Genomic DNA, 25,880 nt, shown 5'->3' with positions numbered 1-25,880 from the left:
GAGTTTATTCGGTAACGATTGTTTCTTTCTGCTTTTCGGCATATAAATCATTGATCACATCAAAAAAGTATTGTAAGCTATTGGCGTGTTCTCCTTTAATTGTATAGGTCAATTCAGAAGTAATTGCACCGTTTTTAACCTTGGATTCCACTGCAATTTCACCAGCATTTTTCAATGCGATTTCCCAGTAATTATCGCTAATGCCAGCTTGCGACTCCGTTTTGGAAGCAGTGATGATTTTCTGGAGATCAAACCACCCTGAAGAATTGTTTTTAGAGATAGACTTCTTAAAACCAGATTGCAGAGGCATCACTTTCTCCTGGATAAGATTTTCAATATTTTCTTTAGAAGAAGTTATCATCAATACACCATTTTTCAGTCCAAAATACAAGTTTTCCAATAGATTGTCTTTTTCAAAATGAATAGTGTAATACCCATTAGTCAGCTTATAGTCGGTTCCTGTAAGTTTATCAGTGTTTAGAGGAAGCTTAAGCAGCTTATTCACAAAAGCCTCGTTCCGGGTATTTGCAAGAAAAGTAAAATCGGGCTGGATTTCATCTTTAGTATTAGTGGTTTCAACTTGTTCGTAATTTTCATTGTATTCGAAAGTAATGTAATCTCTTTTTACTTTTTTAAGATCATGAAGAACAAAAATTGCATTACCAGGAACTAAATCAGCAATGGCTTTTTCGTCCAGAAATAAAGCAATGGCATCAATTATAACATCTGCTTCATTGCCTGTTGCATCTTTTGTGTACGATTGGTAAACTGAGTTTATGGTACTTTTTAAAACCTTGTATTCATAATTCATGACAGCCTCTGTATCCATACTGATGGAGTAATATCCCATGATGTTGTTCCCAACATAATTGAGCATGCTTTTATCCATTTTTGAAGCAAACATTTCCTGATATGATTTTTTGGTTTCATCGTTTTTGGGCGTAATCATTTGATTGAGCCTTATTTTATCTTTTTCAAAATAGCCATTGATGTGGTAATTGCTGTTTAAAATTCCCGTTTTATAAAGACCAAGAAAAGCTTTGTTGCTTCCTGCAAAACTGCTGTACAATTGAGTGGTTAAAGCATCTATATCTGCGAAAGCATAGAAATCGGATTTGGCATCATTATCTTTGAAAATAGCTGTATTTACAGCTGATTTTTCTTTTGAATCACCAAAATTTTCATTGAATATAAGCTCCACAACCGAGTTTATTTTCAATCGTTCAATAGAGTCAGTCTTTTTTAATTCCAGTTCCTGAAGTTTTCTATTGGTTTCTTCCAGTTCTGCCTGAGCTTTGTCCTGTGCGGCATAAATCTCTTCTAAGGTTGGTTCAGGGATTTTCTTAGCCGTTTTTTTAGATTTTTTTCCTTTTTTGGCTTTGCCTTTGGTTTTATTAGACTTTTTTGCGACAGGAGCGGCGGCTGTTTCTTCAGGGATATATGCAGGCGCTGCATAATCATAATTCACGCTTGCCGAATCAACCACTACAGCGGCACTGTCTATGTATGTAAGATCCGAATATGGTTCTGTGTAATAGTTCTTGTTTTGTTTTGTATAATTGGCATTTACATAAACGGCAAATTTATCGTTCCAAGCCAAGTGATGATTCTTGGAAGTACTTACACTGGTATAGTTTGCTTGTTTTTTTACCTTTAAGCTATCGCCATATTTATGCTGCAGTAATTTTTCGAACTGCACTGCATTGCTTAGTGGAATTAATATTGCATAATTCATGACAGTATCCCTGGTAACATAATATTGATAGTGGTTACGAGAAAAATCAATTCCAGTCTGGCTCAGATCCTTTGGCAGAAAACTTAATTCTTTGTCCAGTAAGGCCTGCATCCAAGGATATTCCTGAATCGTTTTTACTGCTACTTTATCTGTTAGGTTTCTGCTGTTAAAGCACAATGCAAAAGGAGCGTTTTGAGGAACTTTTCCAGCTAAATCCTGGCCAGATAATGTCACCGAAAAACAAGCAGCAATGAAGAGAAAATAATTTTTCATATATATTATAAATAATTGTAATTGAATGAATTTAGTTAAGCATAATGGTGTTTTCTATTTTTTCATTTCCATTAATCACATTTAAAACAGACCCATTTAATTTGATAGCCTTTTTGCTTTTGGACTGTGTAGCATTTTTATTTGAAAATGATTTTATAGTAGAATCGAATTTGTAAACCGATGTGTATTTAGCTGTTTGAAAAACTTCCTTATCGCTTTTTTCTAATTTGTCATATAATGCTTTTATAGGCACTTTTTGACTGCGGACAAATTTTTTGTCATTAAAAGTAAAATAATCTGTAGCAATTGCCTGGCTTATTTTTCTGCTGTTTTTCAGCTTTAAAAAAATGGCATTAAGACAGCTTATTTTTTGAAAATCAAGATTAATTGCAAAAATATAATTCGTTAAGTCAATGCTGGTTTTTACATTGGCTATTCCTGCTGTGTTCTGTGCCAATGTTTCTATTTTTGAAGCTTCCTTCCTGATTTCATCTTTGGATGGAATATCATAACCGTTTATTTTTTGCATTTTTAAAATCGAATTTATTTTTGTCTTGCTTTGACTCAAATTTATTACAAAATTAAAATGACCCGATCCATCATCTTTCATCTGCACTTCTTCAATGACTTCAAAACAGCTTTGAAACAAAAAGGTAAAGCATAATAAGGGTAAAAAATAAATCTTTTTCATCATAGTGTTTTTGCTTCACAATTTTACGGGTTCAGTTTGTAAGCAATGGATTGCAAAGAAAAGGATAATTTTTGTTGTATGGATTTTTTCGTCACGTTTTTTATCCAGATATATTTGACTTTAATCGTTTTTTTTGAAAGTTACTCTCAAACAGATAAAACCAAAAGTTCCCGACACAAAAGAAGCAATTAAAATAGCAATCTTAGAATAGGTTATTACTTCTTCTCCATTATTTTTAAAAGCCAATAAAGTGATAAAAATAGACATAGTAAATCCGATACCGCCCAGCATTCCTGCACCTAGAATGTTTTTCCATTTTAAATCATTTGGCAGTCTGCAGATTCCTATGCTTACTGCTATTAATGAAAACAAGTAAATTCCCAACGGTTTTCCCACTACTAGCCCAAGTATGATTCCAATAGAATTCACATGGCTTAATCCTTCATGCCAATCGCCATTTATGGCAATACAGGTATTGGCAATAGCAAATAAGGGCAGGATAATAAAAGCTACTGGCGTATGCAAAAAATGCTGTAACCGGTAGGAAGAAGTTTTCTCTCCTCCATCTCCAAACGGAATGACAAATGCCAGTAAAACCCCTGTTATAGTAGCATGCACGCCAGAATTGAGCATAAAATACCACATGAATCCTCCGCCAACTAAATAGGGAATTAAATTATGCACTTTTTGTCTGTTCAAAATAAATAAGAAGCCCATAATGGCAAATGCTATCAATAAATTATCAAATGCAATTGTCTGGGTATAAAATAAAGCAATAACTAATATCGCTCCTAAATCGTCAATAACAGCAAGTGCTGTCAAGAATATTTTTAGCGAGGCAGGAATTCTGTTGCCCAATAAGGAAAGAACGCCAATGGCAAAAGCAATATCGGTAGCCATTGGGATTCCGGCTCCATTTTGAGTATGTGTTCCGTAATTTAAAGCCATGAAAATTCCAGCGGGAATAATCATACCGCCTAATGCACCAAAAATAGGAAGCGCAGCATTTTTGATATCGGACAATTCACCATGGTATATTTCGCGCTCTAGTTCTAATCCAATCAATAAAAAGAAAATGGTCATCAAACCGTCATTAATCCAATGTGTGATGGAATGATGTCCAATTTCGGTTTCCCAAAAAGAAATATATTCGGTTTGAATAGCAGAATTAGCCAATAATAATGAAACTATGGTTACAATAAGCAATAGTATGCCACCCGCTTTTTCGCTTTGAAAGAAATCGGCAAACGTTTTTGTGAGTTTCATGTATTAAAAGATTTAAATAGGAGTCGCTAATTTAAGCATTTGTAAATTAATTCGGGTTCAAATGGCAAATGTCAATAAAACATTAGTGTATAGTGATCTGTCATCCTGCTTGACCAGCGTAATACTATCCATAACCTAAAAGATTACACGAAAAATACTATATTAGCTACCAATTGTAACAACAAAGATTAATGAAAAATAAGTATGTAAATTTTATATCGGACGAACATTTATTGACTTGTGTGGGCAATCTTCATAAGTCTTATTTGAAAGCCAAAAACAATATCACTAAGAAAAATTTTTATTCAAATAAGGTAGATGCCATAAAGCTGACTTTTGACGCAAAATTTAATGATATTGATGAAGAAAGCCTCATTCAATCTGAAATTTTAAGACAAATAGACAAGTCTATTAATAATTCAATCGGCACATTTCACGAACAGATTTTAGGCGGAATTAAAGGTTTTGAAGTTGGAAATTTGAGTGGTTTCGATATTAAAGCTACTGACGATACTTTGTTTGCTGACATTAAAAACAAACATAATACAATGAATAGCAGTTCGGCAGAAAGTTTGTTTCAAAAATTGGCTCGTTATGCAGATAATTACAAAAAAGCAAAATGCTATTGGGTTCAGATTTTAGCAAAAAATAGTTTTAATGAACTCTGGAAAGGCGAAATCAATGGTAAAGAATATAGTCACAGCCGAGTTTACAAAATTTCGGGCGATCAGTTTTACGCATTGCTTTCAGGACAACAAGACGCTCTTTTACAGTTGTACAAAGCTTTACCAGTAGCAATAGCAGACTATTTACATTCTATCGAACATAACAATTCAATCGCTGAAAATTCTGCTATTGACGAAATAAAAAAAGAAACAGAAATTTCTAAACGTAGTATTTTGGACCAAATAACATTCGAAAATTACAGTTATTATTTAGGGTTTGACAAGCTATAATATCGGTTTAAAAATTTCACAATCGAATACCCAAGCTCTTTCCCTAGATTTACAGGAACAGCATTTCCTATCTGTTTATATTGCTGGGCAATAGAACCTTCAAATCTCCAATCATCAGGAAAAGTTTGAATGCGGGCATATTCTCGAACGGTAAAAGGTCGGGTTTCTTCGGGATGGCAACGTTCTGTTTGTTTTTGAGCAGGACTGCAAGTTAAGGTCAGACAAGGTTCGTCCCAACCAATTCTTCGGGCAATACCAGTTTTTCCGCCACCCAAATGAAAACTTCCGCCCATAAAGGATTTCTGAATTTCTAAAGGTAAATCACGCCAATAACCTTTGGGAGGAACTAAATCCAATACTTCAATTTTACTTTTTGGATATTTAGCACCATCTGATTTTGGAACATTTGTATCGAATAATTCACCTTTTTTCAAGGCATCTTTTAAATTATAAATTTTCTTATAAGGCTTTGGATACTCGTATTTTAAATCAATATCTTTTCTTATACCAACTAAAATCAGGCGTTCACGCTTTTGAGGAACTTTAAAATTTATTGCTTTCAATACCTGTACAGGAACTACGTTATATCCAATTTCATCCAGAATAGATATCATTCCTTGCAGGGTTTTTCCGTTTTCGTGACTCAGCAGGCCACGAACATTTTCGCCAATACAAATCGGTGGATTAACTTCTTTTACAACTCTAGCAAATTCATAAAATAAAGTTCCTCTGGCATCGGCTAATCCTAGTTTTTTCCCCGCATAACTAAAGGCCTGACAAGGAAATCCACCTGTCACAATATCCACCTTATTATGATATTCAGAAAAATCAAACGCTTTTATATCACCTTCCAAGACTTTCCAATTTGGACGATTTTTACGTAATGTTTGACAAGCAAATTTGTCAATTTCGTTGAGTGCGACACACTTCAAACCCGCCTTTTCCAGACCGACAGCCAAACCTCCAGCACCAGCAAACAATTCTAAAACTTTGTATTCATTTTCGGGCTCGACAAAATTGGAAATAGTTTCTCTAACATCTTTCTGAAGAAAATCAGCAAATAAGGTTTCAACATCATCCTTTCTATAAACTCTATAATTACTCATAGGTTCACGAACAGCAGAAAGTTTTCCTTCTTCATCCCAACGGCGTAATGTTTTTGTACTCTTGTTAAGCAACTTTGCTGTTTCTGAAATAGTTAAATATTCACTCATAACCAAATTATACAACATTAGACATTGGTTACAAATATAATAGAAAACATTTTAAACTTCCAAAACAAAAATGATAAAAAAAGTGCAAATGATAACAGTTATAATGGATTTATTCATCAATTCTTGACGATGAACTTTTAAAATGAAAATCTTCTGTCAAACCATTATATTTTAATTAATTTTGAAACTAAAATTTACTAATCCGCATTATGGACATCAAAATTCTACATATCGACAGCAATCATCCTTTGCTTTGGGAGCAATTGGAACAAGCCGGATTTATTAATCACGCCGATTTTACTTCTTCCAAGGCAGAAATTGAAGCCAAGATTCAAGATTATCAAGGCATAGTTATCCGAAGCAGGTTTAAGATTGACAAACAATTTCTTGATAAGGCAATAAATCTGCAGTTTATAGCCAGAGTTGGAGCAGGATTGGAAAGTATTGACTGTGATTATGCCAGTTCCAAAAACGTTTCGCTCATTGCCGCACCCGAAGGAAATTGCAATGCCGTTGCCGAGCATACACTGGGAATGATTTTGTCACTTTTCAATAAATTAAATATAGCCGATAGCGAAATCCGTGTGGGTGAATGGAACAGGGAAAAAAACCGCGGACATGAACTCGATGGCAAAACAGTTGGGATTATTGGATACGGGAACATGGGTAAAGCCTTTGCCAAAAAACTGCGCGGTTTTGATGTGGAAGTTTTGTGTTATGACATCAAGGAAAATGTGGGCGATGCCAATGCCAGACAGGTAACATTGCAGGAATTACAGCAAAAAACAGATGTGTTGAGCCTGCATATCCCGTGGACTCCTGAAACTGATAAAATGGTAAATCTGGATTTTATTAATGCTTTCGCAAAAAACATCTGGATTATCAACACTTCGAGAGGAAAAAATATCATAACTGCCGACTTGGTTACCGCAATGGAATCTGGAAAAGTTCTTGGAGCAGGTTTGGATGTTTTGGAATACGAAAAATTGTCTTTCGAAACACTCTTTCAAGACAAAAATACACCAGAAGCTTTTCAGTATTTATTGGATGGTCGAAAAGTGATCTTGACACCGCATATTGCAGGCTGGACTTATGAAAGTCACGAGCGTCTGGCACAGGTTATTGTAGATAAAATCAAGGCTTTATACAATAAAAAATAATACTGTAAGATTTTAATTGTTTAATATGTTATAATTCTGCTTAATTTTTATAATTTAGTCCCATTACTATCAATCATTTAATTAATAAATTATGGAAATTAAAACAGAAGAAACTTGGAATACCCCTAAGAACCCTATTCCTGTGTTTAAAGTTGACCCAATTATTGTATTGCTGTTAGGTTTTGTAACCTGTGGATTATACTTGATTTATTGGAACATTAAAGCATCAGAAGTACTGAATGCCGTTGCTGAAAGAGAAATAATTTCGCAGCCAATTGCAATTTTTGCAGGATGCTGTTTCCCTGTAAATGCTTATTTCTTTTATCTGGTTGGAAAAGATGGTTTGCCAGCTGCACAAAAAAGAATGGGTATTACAGTTAAAGATGATTCTATCCTATTTTTAATTTTAGGGCTATTATTCCCAATGGTTGCCGCAATGATTGTACAAAGCGAAATCAATAAGCTGTATTAATAAAAAATGAAACGACAACGAAAAATACTCGGAATTATAGGAGCAGTAATAACTCTTATAGTTCCGTTTTTTTTAATGCTTCACAATCAGAATAACCATCTGGAGACGGATCAATCGTTGTGCCCTTTTAAAATGCTTACCGGGTTTCCTTGTCCAGGCTGTGGCATAACAAAGTCATTGGTGTATTTTTATCAAGGTGATTTATATAAAAGTTTTTATTATCATATTTTAGGGCCGTTTGTGGTACTGTTTTGTCTGGTGACAATAATAGTTTTAGCAGCCGAATTAATTACCAAAAAAGAATATTTCAACGGAATTTTATACAATAAAAAACTAGCTTATGTTTTAGCCTGTTTTTTAATCTGCTATCAATTAGTCCGAATAACTTATTTTATAGAAAACAATACCTACGACTCCATTCTAAAGGAATCCATCTGGAAATAAAATGAAACAAATAAGCATATTAGGCTGTGGCTGGCTGGGTTTCCCTTTAGCGAAAGCCTTATTGACAAATGGATTTTCTGTGAAAGGTTCGACCACATCCGAAAATAAACTTCCTGCTTTAAAGTCATCAGGAATTAAGCCTTTTCTGGTTTCGCTTGACAGCAAAAAGATAAATGGTGATGTTCAGGATTTTCTCAACGGAAGCAAAACTTTAATTATCGATATTCCTCCTCAGCTGAATAGAAAAAAAGAAGACTCTACCGCAGAAAATGAAAAAACATTTGTCGGAAAAATAAAAAACCTGATTCCGCTTCTCGAAAAATCTGATGTGAAAAATGTGCTTTTTATAAGTTCCACTTCGGTTTATGGTGAAGTCAACGGAACAATTACCGAAGAAACCCTTCCCCATCCTGATACCGAAAGCGGCAAACAATTACTGGAATCAGAAACGATGCTGCAAAAAAATCACAGTTTCAAAACTACGATTCTGCGTTTTGGAGGACTCATTGGCGAAGACCGGAATCCTATTAAATTTCTAGCAGGAAAAGAAAATCTGGAAAACCCTGATTCCTGTATTAACTTTATTCATCAAGAGGATTGCATTGGCATAATTCTAAAAATTATAACCACTGATTCCTGGAACGAAATCTACAATGGCGTTAGTCCTTTTCATCCCACAAGAGAGAAATATTATACTGGAAAAGCGGCAGGACTAAACTTATCACCGCCTAAATTTGACCATACAAAACCTTCGGCAGACAAACTGATTTCGGGTGAAAAAGCTGGAAAGGTTTTGGAATATCAGTATATAAAACCAAATTTATAAACAAAAACTAAAATTAATTAAGCTCTCGCTGCTGGCCAAAATGGCATTGCAGCAGCCTGGACAATTCTTCCTTTTTAATTGGTTTAGAAATGTAGCCATCGCATCCTGCTTTTATTGATTTTTCTTTATCGCCTTCCAGTGCAAAAGCTGTCTGCGCGACAATAATTACTTTTTTATTAAACTTCCTGATTTCTTTTGTTGCTTCATATCCATTCATCTGTGGCATCTGCATATCCATCAAAACTAAATCAATATCGGGATTGTTCCGCGAGATTTTTACCGCTTCGATCCCTGTTTTTGCTATTATGATTTCTTTACCAAATGGTTTTAGAACTTGTAGAATTAACAATCTGGATATTTTATCATCTTCTGCAATCAATATTTTCAGTTTTGGAATCTCGCAGTCAAATTGATTTGCCGGCATAATGTTTTCTGTACAATAATTTTCTTCCAATTTAACCTTGCTTGGAATTGTAAAGTAAAACATGGATCCTTTTTCCGGCTCGCTTTCTACCCTGATTTTACCGCCAAGCAATTCTACATAGGCCTTTGCAATAGAGAGACCGAGGCCAGCTCCCTGACGCGCCATTTTATCATTGAAATCAGCTTGAATGAAACGTTCAAATATGGCATTTTGCCTGTCTTTTGGAATTCCTATTCCAGTATCTTTTACAAAAAATTCTATATGATCATCCTTTTCTGTATATCCAAATTCTATAATTCCCTTGATAGTAAACTTGATGGCATTTTTTACCAGATTGATAAGAATGGCATATAATTTTTCGCGGTCTGTCCTGATTATGGTTTCTTCGCCGTCTGAAGGCGTTTTGAGCACAAGAAGCACTCCTTTCTCCTGTGTTTCGGGCTTAAAAAAAGTATGTATGTACTGGAGCAGTTCATCAATATTTGTCGCAGAAAAAACAGCGTTCATCTGCCCGGCTTCAATTTTTGAAATATCGACAATATCATTGATAATATTAAGCAGACGGGTACCGCTTTTTTCGATAATTTCAATATAATTTTTCTGTTCTTCACTGCTTAGATCTGCTTCTTTCAATAATTCGGCAAATCCCATAATTCCATTCATTGGAGTTCTGATTTCATGACTCATATTAGCGAGAAAAGCTGATTTTAACTGGTCGCTTTCTTCTGCTTTTATTTTGGCTTTCTGCAGTTCACTGATCGCTTCTTTTAGTTTTTCCTTAGAGGAAATTAATTTTTTGTAATTTTTTTTGAGCGAATTATTTATGCGCTCATACTCTTTGTTTTTTATCGACAGATCCAGGCTTAGACGCCACGCAATAGCTTTGGCCCTCCGTTTTGTAATTAATAAGGAATAAGAAAGTGCAAACAGCAGCAGGCTTATAACTGTACCGCCAATTGCAGCCATGAGTGTTTTTCCTGAAAAGAAAAAGGTACTTTTCAATGGCTGGGAAAATACCAAAGTCCATTTTTTATTATTAAACACAACTGGAAGTATCCGTGTTCTAAACTTTGTATCATCACTTTTTGTACTGTCTGAGTGACTGTCAAACAATAATTTTTTTTGAGTGATAATCTCATCGTCGTAGATTTTCAAATCAATATTTTTGTTGCCTTCTGACTTCCATTCATCTAAAATACTTTTCATTAAATCATTCATCCGGAAAGGGCTGAAAACCCATCCCAATATAGCGGAACGCCGCTCTGCTACCGTATTTACCGGTACATTTTTATATACTGGAACATAAATTACTGTTCCAGCCTGCATATTTTTTTTGGTTTCCTGCCGCAGCACAACTTTTCCAGACAATACTGGTATATTATAATCTCTCGCCTGTTCCATCGCTTTGCGCCGGACTGGTTCTGAAAACATATCAAAACCCATAGCCCTGGCATTCCTTTCGTTATTAGGTTCAAGATAAATGATAGATGTGTAAAAATCCCTTTCTCCTGCAGGATAAACTGCATAATTGGAAAATCCTTCTTTCTGGATATTCTGTATGTGTTTTTTTAACTGTTCTTTTTTTACAATAGGCGCATATCCAAAACCCTGAACTCCTTTAAAATTTTCGCTTACTGTAGAAAATTTATTGAATTGCTCCCATTCTTTCCGCGTGACTAACTCGGAAGCTTCAAAAAAAGAAGAAGCGTTGAGCAGGAACTGTACATGCAGATTAATTCGGAAGAAAATCTTTGTTTTAACCTCATTACACCCCAGAACAAATTCTTTTTGAGACTGAGATTCATCATATTGGCTGACATAACGGGAAACGCAAAAAGTTATTATAAGCCCAATTAATAGAATTACAAAAGAATTCCACAATGGATTGTGGTTTTTTGCAATACTATTTTTTGTGTGTCTTACATTTGGCATCTTAATTATTTCTTCGGCTATCAAATTAATTTATAGAAAAGGATGGCTCTCTGCCTTGATCGCAATATGATTTTGTTTTAAAAGTATGAAATCGGTATGGAAACCTTTAAAAATATTTTCAACAATCAAGACAAATTAATAAAAAATAATAATACTGAAAAATTATGTTAAAAACTTATTAATTTCAAAAAACAAAGTAGTCTTTTTTACGGTTTTTACAAAGTAAAATCTTAGATGCTTTGAAAAAAACCATGCAAAAATCACCCAGAACTTGTTACAACACTCACGTAAGTTGCAACCGGATGATTTTCATGAATTTAATTTCAAAAAACTTCCTATAAAATTTACAGTAAAAAAACACAGTTTTAATCTTACCTTTGCCTGACTTTGTCTGCTCCTGATCTTCATAAAATTGCTATTGGCGGATATATCGAAAGGTTATTGGACAGATTGTCTTTATCAAAAAATAATTTACACGTTGATAACGAAAATAAAAACCGCTTTTAAATCCAGAATTAACGTTCTAAGTCTGCCAATTTTGGCTTTGTGCTGGGTTAGTTTTTTTTGGGGTACTACCTGGTTAGCTTCGAAAGAAGGTGTCAAATACATGCCCGCACTGCAGCTTGCCGGAATCAGGCAATTCATTGCAGGCTCACTCTATTTGTGTTTTTTTCTGTTTAAAAAAAAGCCTTGGCCAAAAAAGAAACAATGGAAAAGCATTCTGATTCTTAGCCTGCTCAACTTTGTTTTAAGCAACGGCCTCAGTACTTGGGGAGTGAAATATATCAGTAGCGGACTAGGAGCCATTATTGGTGCAATGGTTCCTGTATGGATTGTATTTATCAGTATTTTTAAAGGTGAAAGAATAACCAGATTGGCAATACTGGGAATTTTGGTTTGTTTTGCGGGAGTTTGTGTCATTTTCTATGAGCATCTGCTTGATTTTTTACAGCCCGACTTTCAATTTGGCATATTGCTTTCGGTAACAGCAACAATTACGTGGGCTTTTGGTACTTTATATACGAAGAAAAAAGCGGCCAGTTTCAATCCGTACTTCAGTCTGGGTCTCCAGATGCTCATTTCCAGTATTTCGCTTTTTGCATTTATTGGAGCAACTGGAACTGGCATCCCAATAGCTGAAATTCCTGCCAATTCATGGTGGTCAATTGGGTATTTAGTCATTTTTGGCTCTATTCTCACTTTTATTGCCTTTATTTATGCGCTACAAAAACTCCCTACCGAATTGAGCAGCCTTTATGCATACATCAATCCTATTGTTGCAGTAATTTTAGGTTCTTTAATCTTTGGAGAACACTTAACGCTGGCAATTATAATTGGCGGAAGCGTTACTTTAATCGGACTATATCTGATAAACTACGCCATGCGAAAAAAGAAAACCGGAGTTGAGCCAATAACAGAAGTGAATTAATTACAGCATAACAGACTATCCTGAATTTTTTTGGCAATAATGGCTTTTATTAAATCCAGCCGTTAATATGCTCATAGATTTCTAATATGGCTGGTTTTTATTTAATTTTGCACCAAATTAAAATTATGTCATCGTTTTTAAAAAAATATAGAACTTACATAGGTGTTGTTTCCATCTTTTCTATCACAACACTATACTTATTTTATTCGGCCCTAAAGCCCAATAAAACACTGCCTGTTTTCAATCCTGCCGATGTAAATCCGGAATTGGTAGACAGTACTGTTCAATATGTAAGCAAATACCACACTATTGCTGATTTTTCCTTTACGAATCAGAACGGAAAAACCATTACCCAGAAAGATTACGAAGGAAAAGTATATGTAGCCGATTTTTTCTTTACGACCTGCGGTTCTATCTGCCCAAAAATGACAACCAATCTGGTCGATGTACAAAAAGCAATCAAGAACAATCCAAAAGTAAAGCTGCTGTCCCTTTCTGTTTTCCCAGAAACCGATACTGTACCTGCATTAAAAGCCTATGCAAAAAAATATGGCGTCATTGATGCCAAATGGAATCTGGTAACAGGTGACAAAAAAGAAATCTACACAATGGCTCGAAAATCATACCTGGCCGTAAAAATGGGCAGGCCAGACCAATTATACGATATGGTACATACCGAAAATTTTGTTTTGGTTGATCAAAAGAAAAGAGTCCGCGGTTTTTATGACGGGACTAAGAAAGAAGAAATCCAGCGATTGATTGAAGATATTAACTGGCTTTGTTCCAATGAAAAAAATGAGTAAAACTGATAATAATCAGCTGTAATTATAATAAAAAATGTATTTTTGCAATCTTAATTCAATCTAAATAAGCTTTGCAGACAACGATACATTCTCTTAAAAAAGGCCAAAAAGCCACTATCCTGGATTTTGATATCGATTTAATCCCATTAAAACTGTTAGAAATGGGCTGTTTGCCAGGCAATGATGTCGAATTACTTCAAATAGCTCCATTTGGCGATCCCTTGTATTTAAACATAAATGGTTCCCATCTTGCTATTCGTATTGAAACTGCCAGACTAATTGAAGTAGAACTCATTAATAATACTTCCAAATGAGTTTAAAAAACATCAACGTTGCCTTAATTGGAAATCCAAATGTGGGGAAAACTTCGGTTTTTAACCAGCTTACAGGCTTAAACCAGCAGGTTGGGAATTATCCCGGGATTACCGTGGAGAAAAAAATGGGGTTTTGTAAATTACCCAACAATGTAAAAGCTAATATTCTTGATCTGCCTGGAACCTACAGCCTTAATGCCAGTTCGATCGATGAAAGTGTTGTTATAGAGCTTTTGCTGAATAAAAATGACCGCCTCTATCCAGATGTTGCGCTAGTTGTTACCGATGTAGAAAATCTAAAGCGGAATTTACTTCTATATACCCAGATAAAAGATCTTGAAATTCCAACAATTTTAGTCATTAACATGGCCGACAGAATGGAACAGAAAGGCATCAGTCTTGATATTCCCTATCTCGAAGAACATTTAAAAACCAAAATTGCATTAATCAGTTCCAGAAAAGGACATGGAATTGAAGAATTGAAAAACCTTATTGTTGCTTACAAAACGATTTCGGCCGAACCCTGTTTGAATGCATCTGTGATTGATGCCGAATATTTCAACAGCCTGCGAAATGCCTTTCCAAATCAGCTATTGTATAAATTGTGGCTGGTAATTACTCAGGATGTCAACTTTTTGAATTTGGAACGCAACGAAATCCGAAGCACTTTTACTAAATCTCATTCGGATTTAAAACGATTACAGCAGAAAGAAACAATCAAGCGCTATCAATTTATCAATGATGTTTTGAAAGAAGGCTTAAAAATCGACTCTAGTGTTGCCAAGGATTTCCGCAGCAAGCTGGATCGTGTCCTCACCCACAAAATATGGGGCTATTTGATTTTCTTTCTGATTTTATTTGTGATTTTTCAATCTATATTCGAATGGTCCAAAATTCCGATGGATTTTATCGATAGTTCTTTTGCATCGTTAAGCACTTTGGCGAGTGAGCATTTACCGGAGGGAATGCTGACCAATTTGATTTCGCAAGGTATAATACCAGGAATTGGCGGTATTTTGATATTTATCCCTCAAATCGCCTTTCTGTTTCTATTCATTTCAATACTCGAAGAAAGCGGCTATATGAGCCGTGTTGTTTTTTTGATGGACAAAATCATGCGCCGATTCGGATTATCGGGCAAGAGCGTAGTTCCATTAATATCGGGAACAGCCTGTGCTATTCCTGCAATTATGGCAACCCGAAATATCGAAAACTGGAAAGAACGCTTAATCACGATACTCGTAACGCCTTTTACCACCTGCTCTGCACGTTTGCCTGTTTATGCCATTATTATTGGCCTGGTTATTCCCGATACCTATATTTTAGGATTTTTAAACCTTCAGGGATTGACTTTAATGCTTTTGTATGTCATTGGTTTTGGGATGGCGATATTAGCAGCTTATATTCTGAATCTTGTTTTAAAAGTAAAAGGCAAAACCTTTTTTGTGGTAGAAATGCCCAATTACAAGCTGCCAATGTTTAAGAACGTTGCCATCAACGTTATTGAAAAAACAAAAGCTTTTGTTACCGGAGCAGGAAAAATCATTTTGGCAATATCCATCATCTTATGGTTTCTGGCTTCTTACGGACCAGGAAAAGAGTTTAAAGAAGCCGAAAGGATAGTCTTTGAAAACGCTAAGGAACAACCCATGTCTTCAGCAGAATTTAATAATGCTGTAGCTTCGCAAAAACTGGAAAACTCATACATTGGCTTAATGGGAAAAACTATAGAGCCTGTAATTGCCCCTTTGGGCTACGACTGGAAAATTGGTATTGCTATCATCAGCTCATTTGCTGCCAGAGAAGTGTTTGTAGGAACTCTGGCAACGATCTATAGTGTGGGCGGAACTGATAATGAAGCCACAATAAAAAACAAAATGGCTGGCGAAATAAACCCTGTAACCGGCAAAAAAATATTCAACTTTGCTTCGGGTATTTCCTTATTGCTGTTTTATGCATTTGCTATGCAGTGCGCCAGTACCCTTGCTATAACAAAAAAAGAAACCAACTCCTGGAAATGGCCGGCCGGGCAATTAGTATTTATGAGTACATTAGCATATTTAATGGCGCTTATTGCATTTCAAATCTTAAAATAAAATATCATGATTCAAGAAATAATAGCTTTTATTATCCTTGGTATTGCATCTGGCTTTTTGATCAGGAAATTTTTCTTCAAAAAAAAATCGGACAAAAACTGCGGGGGTGGCGATTGTGGCTGTAGTTAATGGCTTGAAAATTATAATTTTATATTACAAAAAGCGTTTCATTACATTTTTTATCTTAAATTTATGTCATTAATTCTCAATCAGTTAATTTCCTAAATTTATAAAACCATATTCTTATGAAAAAAATGTTTAGTAAAGGATTAGTGCTATCGGCTGTTTTGTTATTATTATTTTCCTGCAAAAAAGAAGAAACTGCAGCGGCAGCAATTGATATTAATCAAATCAAAGAAGAAATTCAGGCCAAAGAAAATGAATTTGCAGAAACATATAATTCTGGCATCATGAAAGAAATAGGATATTTTGCTGATGACGCTACAACTTACCCACAAAATAATCAGCCTGTAACGGGCAAGGAAGCCATCATAGAGTATTTAAAAAATCATAGAGACACTATTTCAAAAGGCAATAAAATTTCATTTACGACTAATGAAGTGTTTGTTGCCAAAGATGGAGAACAAGTTGTTGAAGTAGGCAGCTATAAAGTTGTCGATTCGGTGCAAGCTATAGTAAATTCAGGGAATTACATGACGCTATTCGTGAAAAAGGATGGAAAATATTATAGTCTAAGAGACATGAGTACTTCGGATTTGCCGAACAAATAAAAAACCAAACACTTTTTGTCGACACAAAAGGCTCTCTGAACCAATTCAGAGAGCCTTTTTTTATTTCAAAAAAACATTTACTAAAAACAGCAAAGATAAATACTCAATCTAATTAATCTTTGAGATTTTTATTTGTAGTATTTTTTTAAGACATTTGAAAATTATTACACTAACTATATATAATTAGTATAGTTTTAATTAAATCCGATAAAATGTCATTAAAAAATTATTTGTCAGCATCCCTGATGCTAGTATTCAGTCATATTATTTCTGCACAGAATGGTTCTATAAAAGGAATCGTTTTAGATAGTCAAAATTCAGAGCCCATTGAATATACAAGTGTTTCGTTAATCAATTCTGCTGACAATTCTGTGGTAACTGGTAACTTGACCAATAAAAAAGGAGCATTTTCTTTTCAAAAAATGAACCCAGGAGAATATAAGCTCAAAATATTCTTCATTGGATATGAAGAATATTTTTCGGATAAAATTACAGTACAAAAAAACAAATCGATACAATTAGCCCCAATCCGATTAACAATGAGCAGTCAGGTATTAAATGAAGTGGCGATAATTCAGAAAAACGGAAATTTGCACAATAAAGCCGACAAGCAGGAATACAAAGCGAGTCAGTTTGAAACAGCAAAGGGAGGTACTGCTATTGATGTCATAAAAAATCTTCCCTCGGTTACAGTAAATGTCGAAGGAAATATTAGCGTGAGAGGGTCAAATGGCTTTATGGTTCTGGTAAATGGCAAGCCCGTTTTGACTGACCCTGCTACCATTTTGAGCCAGCTGCCAGCCAATACCATTCAAAACATTGAGGTAATTACCGCTCCAGCTGCAAAGTATGATCCAGACGGTAAAGGGGGAATTATTAATATTGTCACTACCAAAGGAAGTACCAATGGTCTGGCCATAGCTGCAAATGCAATGGGCGGGTTGCCCAGTACAAATGATTACAATAATTTAGAACAGCCCATCCGATTTGGTGCTGACATAACTGCTAATTATAAAAAAGACAAATTTGATATTGCGCTGACCCTTAATTATCTCCGAAATGATAATAATGGCTATAGAGAAGGTGATGTTTATACCAAAGATTTTGATACTAATACAATGACCCGTTTTCCGTCAGAAGGAGAAAGAAGTTTCGATAAGTATAATTATGCTGGAAAAACCGCCATTCTGTATTCTGCAGATGAGAATAATGCTTTTAACTTTGGTCTTTATCTGGGCAAAAAGTATCAAGCCAGAAGAGCCGATCTTAATTACGATAATAGCACTTCCGATTTGACAACAGGCGAAATTCTGAGTGAATTTCCATATTTCAATTCCAATGTGCAGACAAAAGAAGGAAAGTTTACTTTAACTAATCTAGATTATACCCATACCTGGGCTAATAAATCTGCACTGACCACTTCTATTCTGTATGAACATGCCAATTTGTATGGAAATACGATCAATTTAAACATGGATAATGCCTTAGACAGAAATGTATTTCAAGAAGTTAATAATCCTTACTCAAATCCAATTTATGGTTTCCGATTCAAATTAGATTATGCGTTGCCTTGGGGTGAAGGCAAGCTGGAAACCGGTTACCAGTATCGCATCGATAAACAGGATGGCACCTTTGGTTATACCATTTATCCAGAACCAGTACCACCAACGGATTATTCTATTTTTACAGGAACTGCCAAAACTGACAACCGTATCAATGCTGTTTATTCTCAATATACAGCTAAGACTGAGAAACTCCAGTATGTGGCGGGTTTGCGATATGAATATTCGGAAAGAGAAGTTATATTATCTACAGATGTTAATCCGCACCGGCTAAACTTCAGCAATCTGTTTCCATCGGCTAATTTATTGTACACTTTCAATGATTCCTGGAATACAAAAGCCGGGTACAGCAAGAGGGTACAGCGTAATAATAATTCAGAATTAAATCCAATTCCCGAAAGAGAGCATTCAGAAACATTAGAACAGGGAGATCCTGATTTATTACCTCAGTTTGTAGATTTAGCAGAATTAGGATTGAATCATACTTTCAAAAAAGGAACTTTATTTACGACACTATATTATCAAAAAATAAAAAATCCTATTCAAAGAGTAAATAGTGTTTACAATGATACGATTTTGAATAGAGTATATACAAATGCAGATAAAGCCAGAGTTTACGGCTTAGAGTTTGGATCCAATTACAAACCCGTAAAATGGCTTTCGTTATATGTGGGAATCAACATTTATAATTACAAAATCAGCGGAAATTTAGATGTATTAGGTGATGTTTCAACAGTTAAAAATTCAGATTGGGTATATTCAATCAATGGTAATGGAACTGTGAATCTGGATAAGACTTGGAGCCTTACGGCAAATGTAAATTACATTTCTTCAAAACCTACTGCACAAGGAGAAGATTCGAGCTTTCTTTCCCCTAATCTGTCAGTCAAAAAAACTATCTGGAACGGAAAAGGAAGTTTTGGCCTGCAATGGCAATATATAGATGTTGGGAATATGGGATCAAATCAGCAGAGAATTACAACTTATGGAAGTGATTTTTATACCACAACCAATTATGTTTATGAAACCAATGTTTTATTACTTAATTTTAGTTACAGCTTTAATAAACTCAGCAATAAAAACAAATTACCTTCCAGTGAAATAGGTGAAAAGGAATTCTAAAAACTAACTCAAAGTATATAACCCGAATATTAAGAGCAGAAAACACAAAAGCAAGAAACCCTGAATTTCTATTATTCAGGGTTTCTTGCTTTTATATCAATATCTGTTTAACACCATAGGAATTAGCGTCTTCTTCCGCCTCCGCCGCCTCTAAAACCGCCACCTCCGCCACTGGAACGGAATCCACCTCCACTGCTGCCGCCAAAACTGCTGGAACGGTTCGAAGCAGAAGACCTCGCAGATGCAGAAGACCTGTTACTGCCTGCCTCTCTGGTAGATGCTGATGCTCTGTTACTTCTTGAATCACGGGTAGAAGCAGAATTTCGATTAGCATCTCTTGTGGAAGCAGTATTTCTATTGCCGTTATTTATATTGTTTCTGTTGCCGCTGTTTATATTATTATGGGAAATCCGGTTTGATGTATTTCTGCTATTATTATTATAGTTATTGAAACTATTATGATTTACATAAACATTAGTATTATGATAGCCATAACCACCTCCATGATAATGGTAATGATTGTGACGGTAAATCCCTACTGCCATAACAGTTGCAAACCCAAACCAAGGTGGATAATATCCATAATAATACGGAGGATAATAAGGCACATACGCTGGAGAATATACATACTGCACAATTGGTGCCTGCTCGACTACTACTGTTGTCGTAGATGCTGGAACATTTACAGTTACAGGATCAGAACCAGTGTAGGCAGGATTAGCAGTAACTCCAGCATTCCCGCTTGGGCTTGGCTCTACAATATAATCCTTGCCATATAAGTCTTTGTCGCCCACGATTTGAAGTGATACTTTTTTATTTTTGTCCTTTGATACCAGAATGACTGCAACGTCTTGAGTTTCATTTTTGCTGATAGGATCTCTAAGAATGAATGTAAAATCATCCCCGTCTTTCTTGGTTTCAACTTTGATAAAATCAATTTTTTTATCATCATTTAAATCCAGATTGTTGATTTTTGCTTTGTCGTCATTTAACGACTTTTCAAACTCCTCAATAGTCTTTGATTTTTGGAAAAGATCCAAAACCGCATACAGATCCAGATTATCTCCCGGCAAACCTAATTCTCCTGTGTCGTTATTTGTCTGAGAAAAAGCGCTTGATCCAAACAAGCTCATTACTATTACTAGAAATGATAAAAATCTTATTTTCATAATATTTTAATTTTAAAATAAACAATTCAATAATACTCTTAAAAACCGAAAAATTTATTAAGTATCATCTATAAACTACACAAATATAGGAAAGAAAACCTAATAAATTTCTGCCTTTATAATTTATATATCTGAAAAATCAAAAACTGTGCCTAAAATCAAAATACTGCCTCATTACTGATTGCTGCTAAAGAAATCAGAGACCAGAATAATTAGTTTACAGTTAAACAGATAAAACTATAACTATTTAATTTATAGCACTTTTACAAATAAATTACTTGCTATTTTATTGGATATGGCCATTTCTAAATTATTCACTTTTATTTTTAGAGATAAGTCAAAAGTTTCTTTAGTAAGCACCTCTATTTTAGTTCCCAAACCAATCTGCTGTTTGTCAAGATATTTTAAAAATTCAGAAGAATTGTCTTTTACACCTACACATATCCCAGATTGGCTTGCCTGCAGTTCTGATAACAATTGTTTTTCTATCGCAATAATTCTTCCCTGAGCATCAGGGATGGGGTCACCATGCGGATCTTCGGTGGGATTTCCCAGAAAATCATCCAGCTTATTAATCAGTTTCTCAGATTTAATGTGTTCTAATTGTTCAGCAATATCATGAACTTCATCCCACGAAAAGTCTAATTTTTCAACTAAAAAAACTTCCCATAACCGATGCTTTCGCACAATCATTTTGGCACTCAATTTTCCAGCCTCAGTCAATGAAACACCTTGGTATTTTTTATAGTTTACCAAATCTTTTTCTGCTAATTTTTTGAGCATATCAGTAACAGAAGATGCTTTGGTTTCCATCATTTCAGCAATGGCATTGGTGCTTACCTCACCATCAAGACTGGTTGTAAGATGGTAAATGGATTTTAAGTAGTTTTCTTCGGAGAAAGTCATTTTTATAAAGTTACTGAGTGGCTAAGATTCTGAGTGGCTAAGATTTTTTTTAAGAAATCAAAAAAAATCAGAACCTCAGCAACTATTTTTTTACAATTAACAAAGGTATTGCTATTTTATGTCTCAGGCGATCAACGGTGGTGCCAAAAAGCAAATCTTTCATTCCTGTATGACCGTGTGTTCCCATAATAAGCAAATCAAAGTCGCCTTTGTTCACTAATTTTGGAATCACTTTATTGGGTCTCCCAAATCCCAGAACGGTTTTTACATGAAATCCCTTTTCCTGAAACATTGATTTGTATTCCATCAGCAAGGTTTCGTCAACCGTAGTTTCATGATCGTCAATCTGTTTGCCATACATCATGGCACCAACCGATTCTACAACGTGTATCAAAGTATAATTGGCCTCCTTGCCTCCCATTTTGAAAGCATGATTAATTGCATTTTCATCGGCAAACGAAAAATCTACAGTTATTGCGATATTTTTATTGTCTAGAACTGCCACTTCAGTAAACTTCAGATTCATATCGTGTGGCGAGTGATTTTCAATACTCAGCCTGGCCTTAGAAAAGAAAGGCTTTATAACGATATAAAGCAATAAAATCAGAAAACCAAAAGCTAACGGTACTACAGTTAACCAAAGTACAATTGGATTTTCGGAAGCTTCCAGCCAGTTCTGAATTTCAGAATATACCAGTTTGGCATTCAATGAAACTATTATAATTGCGATAAGCCAGGCTGTCGCCTGAGTTAATTTCCCAATATGGTGTCCTTTCATTTTCGACTTGTCACTAACAAAATGAATCAGCGGAATAATGGCAAAGCCTAATTGCAAACTCAAGATGACTTGGCTTAATACTAAAAGTCTGCCTGTAACGCTTTCGCCATAAATCAAAATAACTACAACCGCTGGCACAATCGCAATCAAACGGGTCAAAATACGACGCACCCAAGGCTGGATTCTTAAATTAAGATACCCTTCCATCACAATCTGTCCGGCTAATGTTCCTGTAACCGTAGAACTCTGTCCAGCAGCTATTAACGCAACCGCAAACAGAATAGGTGCCCATTTTGTTCCTAGCAAAGGCTGCAAAAAACGATAGGCATCCTGAATTTCGGCAACTTCATGCATTCCGTGTTTGTAAAATGTGGCTGCTGCCAAAATTAAAATAGCCGCATTTACAAAAAATGCCAGATTCAAGGCTATAGTAGAATCAATAAAATTGTATTTTAAGGCTTGTTTGATTCCTGCATCAGTGCGGCTGAATTTTCGGGTCTGTACCAATGACGAATGCAGATACAGATTATGAGGCATTACCGTAGCACCAATAATACCGATTGCAATATAAAGAGCCGACTCGTTTGGCAGCGAAGGAATCAATCCATAAAGTACCTTATCCATTTCGGGCTGGGCGAATATCATTTCGAATATGAACGATAATCCGATAATCATTACCAATGCAATGATAAAAGCTTCCATTTTCCGAATTCCTTTATTGATTAGAAAAAGCAGCAGAAAAGTATCTAAAACAGTTATCATAACTGCTTCAATCAGCGGAATTCCAAACAATAAATTAATTCCTATAGCCATACCCAAAACTTCGGCCAGATCACAGGCTGCAATGGCAATTTCGGCCAGAAAATAAAGGATGTAATTGATAAAAGGAGAATAAGTTTCCCTGGAGGCTTGTGCCAAATCACGCTGAGTTACGATTCCGAGACGGGCGCTTAAACTCTGCAGAAGCAATGCCATCAAATTACTCATCAGCAAAACCCATAATAGGGAATATCCGAACTGACTTCCGCCGGCAATATCGGTTGCCCAGTTGCCTGGATCCATATAACCAACGCTTACTAAATAGGCTGGCCCCAAAAAGGCTAATATTTTTTTGAAAACTGTTTTTTTATTCTGGGTTGACACCGATTGGTGTACTTCTTCAAGAGACTTGGACATTTATTAATCTTTTAATAAACAAATATATAAAAATAACTTTATATCAATGAAATTATTTTTTTAGCTTTGTCTAAAATTTAATTTAAATAAAATGAAATATTTATTTCCATTACTATCTTTGTTTTCATTTGTACATTTATTTTCACAGAATACAAGTTCAATCTCTGGAAAAGTGACAATTGAAAATAAAGAGACTCAACAAACAGCCGTAGAATTATTAAAAACCAAATACAAAACCCAAACAGATAGTTTAAACAATTATAAATTAGAAAATATTTCAGCAGGCAATTATAAAATTCAGATTTCATCCCTTGGATTAAAAACGATAACTAAAAACATTATCATTAAAGAGAATGAAAATCTTATTCTTGATTTTGAACTAAAGGAAAACCAAAACGAACTCAATGAAGTAGTAGTTTCGGGAACTTTAAAACCAATAAAAAGACTCGAAAGTACCGTTCCTGTTGAAGTCTATACGCCTGTATTCTTCAAGAAAAACCCAACACCAAGTATTTATGAAGCCTTGCAGAATGTAAACGGAGTACGGCCACAGCTCAACTGCGGTGTCTGCAACACGGGAGACATTCACATCAACGGGCTGGAAGGCCCTTATACTTCGGTGATGATTGATGGAATGCCGATTGTCAGTAGTTTGTCCACAGTTTATGGATTATCCGGAATTCCAAATTCATTGGTCGAAAGAATCGAAATCGTAAAAGGCCCAGCTTCTTCTCTTTACGGAAGCGAAGCTGTTGGCGGATTAATCAACATTATTACCAAAAATCCAAGTAACGCTCCCCTATTTTCAGCCGATGTATTTACAACGACTTGGCTGGAAACCAATGCCGATTTAGGCGTGAAATTCAATATTGCAAAAAAAGCAACATCATTATTGGGCCTGAATTATTACAATTACGGACAGACTATTGACAATGATAACGATGGATTTACAGATGTATCAGCTCAAAATAGAATTTCGGTTTTTAACAAATGGAATTTCTCAAGACCACAAAACCGATTGTTTACTGTTGCCGTTCGCGGAATGTACGAAGACCGCTGGGGAGGTGATATCCGCTGGGAGAAAAAATACCGTGGCGGAGATGAAATTTACGGCGAAAGCATTTACACCAAACGTGGCGAACTTTTAGGAAGTTATCAATTGCCTACAACCGAAAAATTGATGCTTTCCTTTTCGGGAACGATGCATTTTCAGGACAGCCGTTATGGAATCACTTCTTACATTGCTAATCAAAAAATTGGTTTTCTGCAACTGACTTGGGATAAGAAATTGGAAAAAAACGATTTACTGTCCGGAATCGCATCGCGTTACACTTATTATGACGATAACACAACGGCTACATCCATTTTAAACGAAAACAATCCGGAAAAAACATGGCTCCCTGGGATTTTCCTTCAGGACGAAATCTCTTTCAGCGAAAAACACAAAGTGCTGTTGGGAATTCGATACGATTACAATTCCATTCATGGCAATATCTTTACCCCGCGCTTTGCCTATAAATTAAAAATTAATGATAACAATATTTTGCGTTTCAATGCCGGAACAGGTTTTAGGGTAGTCAATTTATTTACCGAAGACCACGCTGCCCTCACAGGATCGCGCGAGGTAGTAATTACCGAAGATTTAGATCCGGAAAAATCTGTTAATGCAAATTTGAATTATATCAAAAAAATATACTTCCCAAGCGGAACATTTTTAGGGATTGAAACCACGGCATTTTACACCCGTTTCAGCAACAAAATTGTATCGGATTATGAAACTGATCCAAACAAAATCATTTATAACAATATTGACGGATATGCATTGAGCCAAGGAATCAGCTGTAATGCGGATATCAATTTCACCAACGGATTGAAATTCATTTTAGGCGCAACTTATATGGATGTTTCCAATGTAGAAAACGGCATTAAAACAAGGCCTTATTTAACCGAAAATTTCACGGCAACCTGGAGTGTTTCCTATAAAATCAGTCCGATTGATTTGTCTATTGATTACACCGGAAATGTCTACAGTCCGATGAAACTGCCATTATTAAGCGAAACCGATCCAAGAAGTCCAAATTCGCCTTGGTACAGTTTACAAAACATTCAATTTACTTATACCGGCTGGAAAAACTTTGAATTATATCTTGGTATCAAAAACCTGCTCAACTTTACTCCTAAGCGAAACAACCCGTTCCTGATTTCCAGAACCGAAGATCCTTTTGATAAAAATGTACAATACGATTCGAACGGAAAAGTATTAGTCACCGCAGATAATCCCTATGGCTTAACATTTGACACTACCTATGTTTACGGGTCCAATCAGGGCATTAGAGGTTTCTTTGGGCTTCGTTATAATTTGTTTTAAAAGCTATCGATAAACTAATGACTTAATTGCCAC

21 protein-coding genes are annotated in these 25,880 nt (G+C 35.4%); 13 read left to right on the top strand and 8 right to left on the bottom strand.

Annotation, left to right across the window (positions count from 1 at the left end; genetic code table 11):
• Positions 1–4 precede the first annotated feature (4 nt).
• The 3 genes from ABEG11_RS15085 to nhaA form a co-directional block, all read right to left on the bottom strand.
• Complete coding sequence (locus ABEG11_RS15085; protein WP_348825001.1) at positions 5–2,008, bottom strand: hypothetical protein; 2,004 nt, start codon at positions 2,006–2,008, stop codon at positions 5–7.
• 31 nt (positions 2,009–2,039) lie between these two features.
• Positions 2,040–2,702: a hypothetical protein gene (locus ABEG11_RS15080; RefSeq protein ID WP_348825000.1), complete on the bottom strand. Its 663-nt coding sequence runs from the start codon at positions 2,700–2,702 to the stop codon at positions 2,040–2,042.
• A 117-nt stretch (positions 2,703–2,819) separates the two neighbouring features.
• Positions 2,820–3,965 carry a Na+/H+ antiporter NhaA gene (gene nhaA, locus ABEG11_RS15075; protein ID WP_348824999.1) on the bottom strand — a complete coding sequence of 382 codons (1,146 nt, stop codon included), beginning with the start codon at positions 3,963–3,965 and terminating at the stop codon, positions 2,820–2,822.
• 191 nt (positions 3,966–4,156) lie between these two features.
• Here nhaA and ABEG11_RS15070 point away from each other — a divergent pair, with 191 nt between their 5' ends.
• Complete coding sequence (locus ABEG11_RS15070; RefSeq protein ID WP_348824998.1) at positions 4,157–4,921, top strand: Eco47II family restriction endonuclease; 765 nt, start codon at positions 4,157–4,159, stop codon at positions 4,919–4,921.
• On the opposite strand, the gene dcm is transcribed toward ABEG11_RS15070, so the two are convergent.
• Positions 4,897–6,135 (bottom strand): DNA (cytosine-5-)-methyltransferase, encoded by a 1,239-nt coding sequence (dcm, locus tag ABEG11_RS15065; RefSeq protein WP_435302847.1) that lies wholly within the window; start codon positions 6,133–6,135, stop codon positions 4,897–4,899. The two genes, ABEG11_RS15070 and dcm, sit on opposite strands and share 25 nt — an antisense overlap.
• 209 nt (positions 6,136–6,344) lie before the next feature.
• Here dcm and ABEG11_RS15060 point away from each other — a divergent pair, with 209 nt between their 5' ends.
• The 4 genes from ABEG11_RS15060 to ABEG11_RS15045 all read left to right on the top strand — a co-directional run bounded on the left by ABEG11_RS15060 (position 6,345) and on the right by ABEG11_RS15045 (position 9,037).
• Positions 6,345–7,295: a 2-hydroxyacid dehydrogenase gene (locus ABEG11_RS15060; protein ID WP_348824997.1), complete on the top strand. Its 951-nt coding sequence runs from the start codon at positions 6,345–6,347 to the stop codon at positions 7,293–7,295.
• A gap of 91 nt (positions 7,296–7,386) precedes the next feature.
• Positions 7,387–7,767: a DUF4234 domain-containing protein gene (locus tag ABEG11_RS15055; protein WP_348824996.1), complete on the top strand. Its 381-nt coding sequence runs from the start codon at positions 7,387–7,389 to the stop codon at positions 7,765–7,767.
• A 6-nt stretch (positions 7,768–7,773) separates the two neighbouring features.
• Complete coding sequence (locus ABEG11_RS15050) at positions 7,774–8,211, top strand: DUF2752 domain-containing protein (protein WP_348824995.1); 438 nt, start codon at positions 7,774–7,776, stop codon at positions 8,209–8,211.
• Position 8,212: 1 nt separating this feature from the next.
• Entirely contained in the window at positions 8,213–9,037 is an 825-nt protein-coding gene (locus tag ABEG11_RS15045; RefSeq protein WP_348824994.1) for an NAD(P)H-binding protein, read from the top strand.
• A gap of 13 nt (positions 9,038–9,050) precedes the next feature.
• On the opposite strand, the gene ABEG11_RS15040 is transcribed toward ABEG11_RS15045, so the two are convergent.
• Positions 9,051–11,393, bottom strand: a complete 2,343-nt coding sequence (locus tag ABEG11_RS15040) for a CHASE domain-containing protein (RefSeq protein WP_348824993.1) — start codon at positions 11,391–11,393, stop codon at positions 9,051–9,053.
• A gap of 478 nt (positions 11,394–11,871) precedes the next feature.
• Between ABEG11_RS15040 and ABEG11_RS15035 the strand changes: the two genes are divergently transcribed.
• The 7 genes from ABEG11_RS15035 to ABEG11_RS15005 all read left to right on the top strand — a co-directional run bounded on the left by ABEG11_RS15035 (position 11,872) and on the right by ABEG11_RS15005 (position 19,450).
• Positions 11,872–12,822: a DMT family transporter gene (locus ABEG11_RS15035; protein ID WP_348824992.1), complete on the top strand. Its 951-nt coding sequence runs from the start codon at positions 11,872–11,874 to the stop codon at positions 12,820–12,822.
• A gap of 125 nt (positions 12,823–12,947) precedes the next feature.
• Complete coding sequence (locus ABEG11_RS15030) at positions 12,948–13,625, top strand: SCO family protein (RefSeq protein ID WP_348824991.1); 678 nt, start codon at positions 12,948–12,950, stop codon at positions 13,623–13,625.
• 71 nt (positions 13,626–13,696) lie between these two features.
• Positions 13,697–13,939 carry a FeoA family protein gene (locus ABEG11_RS15025; RefSeq protein WP_348824990.1) on the top strand — a complete coding sequence of 81 codons (243 nt, stop codon included), beginning with the start codon at positions 13,697–13,699 and terminating at the stop codon, positions 13,937–13,939.
• The gene (gene feoB, locus ABEG11_RS15020) at positions 13,936–16,035 is read left to right on the top strand and encodes a ferrous iron transport protein B (protein ID WP_348824989.1); all 2,100 of its coding nucleotides are present in this window, start codon (positions 13,936–13,938) and stop codon (positions 16,033–16,035) included. The genes ABEG11_RS15025 and feoB overlap by 4 nt, the downstream gene beginning before the upstream one ends.
• A gap of 6 nt (positions 16,036–16,041) precedes the next feature.
• On the top strand, positions 16,042–16,164 hold the full coding sequence (locus tag ABEG11_RS15015) for a FeoB-associated Cys-rich membrane protein (RefSeq protein WP_435302846.1): 123 nt from the start codon (positions 16,042–16,044) through the stop codon (positions 16,162–16,164).
• A gap of 116 nt (positions 16,165–16,280) precedes the next feature.
• Positions 16,281–16,766, top strand: coding sequence for a YybH family protein (locus ABEG11_RS15010; RefSeq protein WP_348824988.1), 486 nt, complete (start codon positions 16,281–16,283; stop codon positions 16,764–16,766).
• 212 nt (positions 16,767–16,978) lie between these two features.
• On the top strand, positions 16,979–19,450 hold the full coding sequence (locus ABEG11_RS15005) for a TonB-dependent receptor domain-containing protein (RefSeq protein ID WP_348824987.1): 2,472 nt from the start codon (positions 16,979–16,981) through the stop codon (positions 19,448–19,450).
• A gap of 122 nt (positions 19,451–19,572) precedes the next feature.
• On the opposite strand, the gene ABEG11_RS15000 is transcribed toward ABEG11_RS15005, so the two are convergent.
• The 3 genes from ABEG11_RS15000 to ABEG11_RS14990 all read right to left on the bottom strand — a co-directional run bounded on the left by ABEG11_RS15000 (position 19,573) and on the right by ABEG11_RS14990 (position 23,479).
• A complete protein-coding gene (locus ABEG11_RS15000) occupies positions 19,573–20,619 on the bottom strand; it encodes a hypothetical protein (RefSeq protein WP_348824986.1) in 1,047 nt (348 codons plus the stop codon).
• 252 nt (positions 20,620–20,871) lie between these two features.
• The gene (locus ABEG11_RS14995; RefSeq protein WP_348824985.1) at positions 20,872–21,525 is read right to left on the bottom strand and encodes a metal-dependent transcriptional regulator; all 654 of its coding nucleotides are present in this window, start codon (positions 21,523–21,525) and stop codon (positions 20,872–20,874) included.
• An 82-nt stretch (positions 21,526–21,607) separates the two neighbouring features.
• Positions 21,608–23,479 carry an Nramp family divalent metal transporter gene (locus tag ABEG11_RS14990; RefSeq protein ID WP_348824984.1) on the bottom strand — a complete coding sequence of 624 codons (1,872 nt, stop codon included), beginning with the start codon at positions 23,477–23,479 and terminating at the stop codon, positions 21,608–21,610.
• A gap of 91 nt (positions 23,480–23,570) precedes the next feature.
• On the opposite strand from ABEG11_RS14990, the gene ABEG11_RS14985 reads away from it, so the two are divergent.
• A complete protein-coding gene (locus ABEG11_RS14985) occupies positions 23,571–25,847 on the top strand; it encodes a TonB-dependent receptor (protein ID WP_348824983.1) in 2,277 nt (758 codons plus the stop codon).
• Positions 25,848–25,880: the final 33 nt, after the last annotated feature.

The sequence above is a fragment of the Flavobacterium aestuarii genome, from assembly GCF_040049115.1.
In the GTDB taxonomy this organism is placed as follows: Bacteria; Bacteroidota; Bacteroidia; order Flavobacteriales; family Flavobacteriaceae; genus Flavobacterium; species Flavobacterium aestuarii.
The sequence above is the reverse complement of the archived record's forward strand: the minus strand, read 5'-3'. Positions and strand labels throughout refer to the sequence as shown.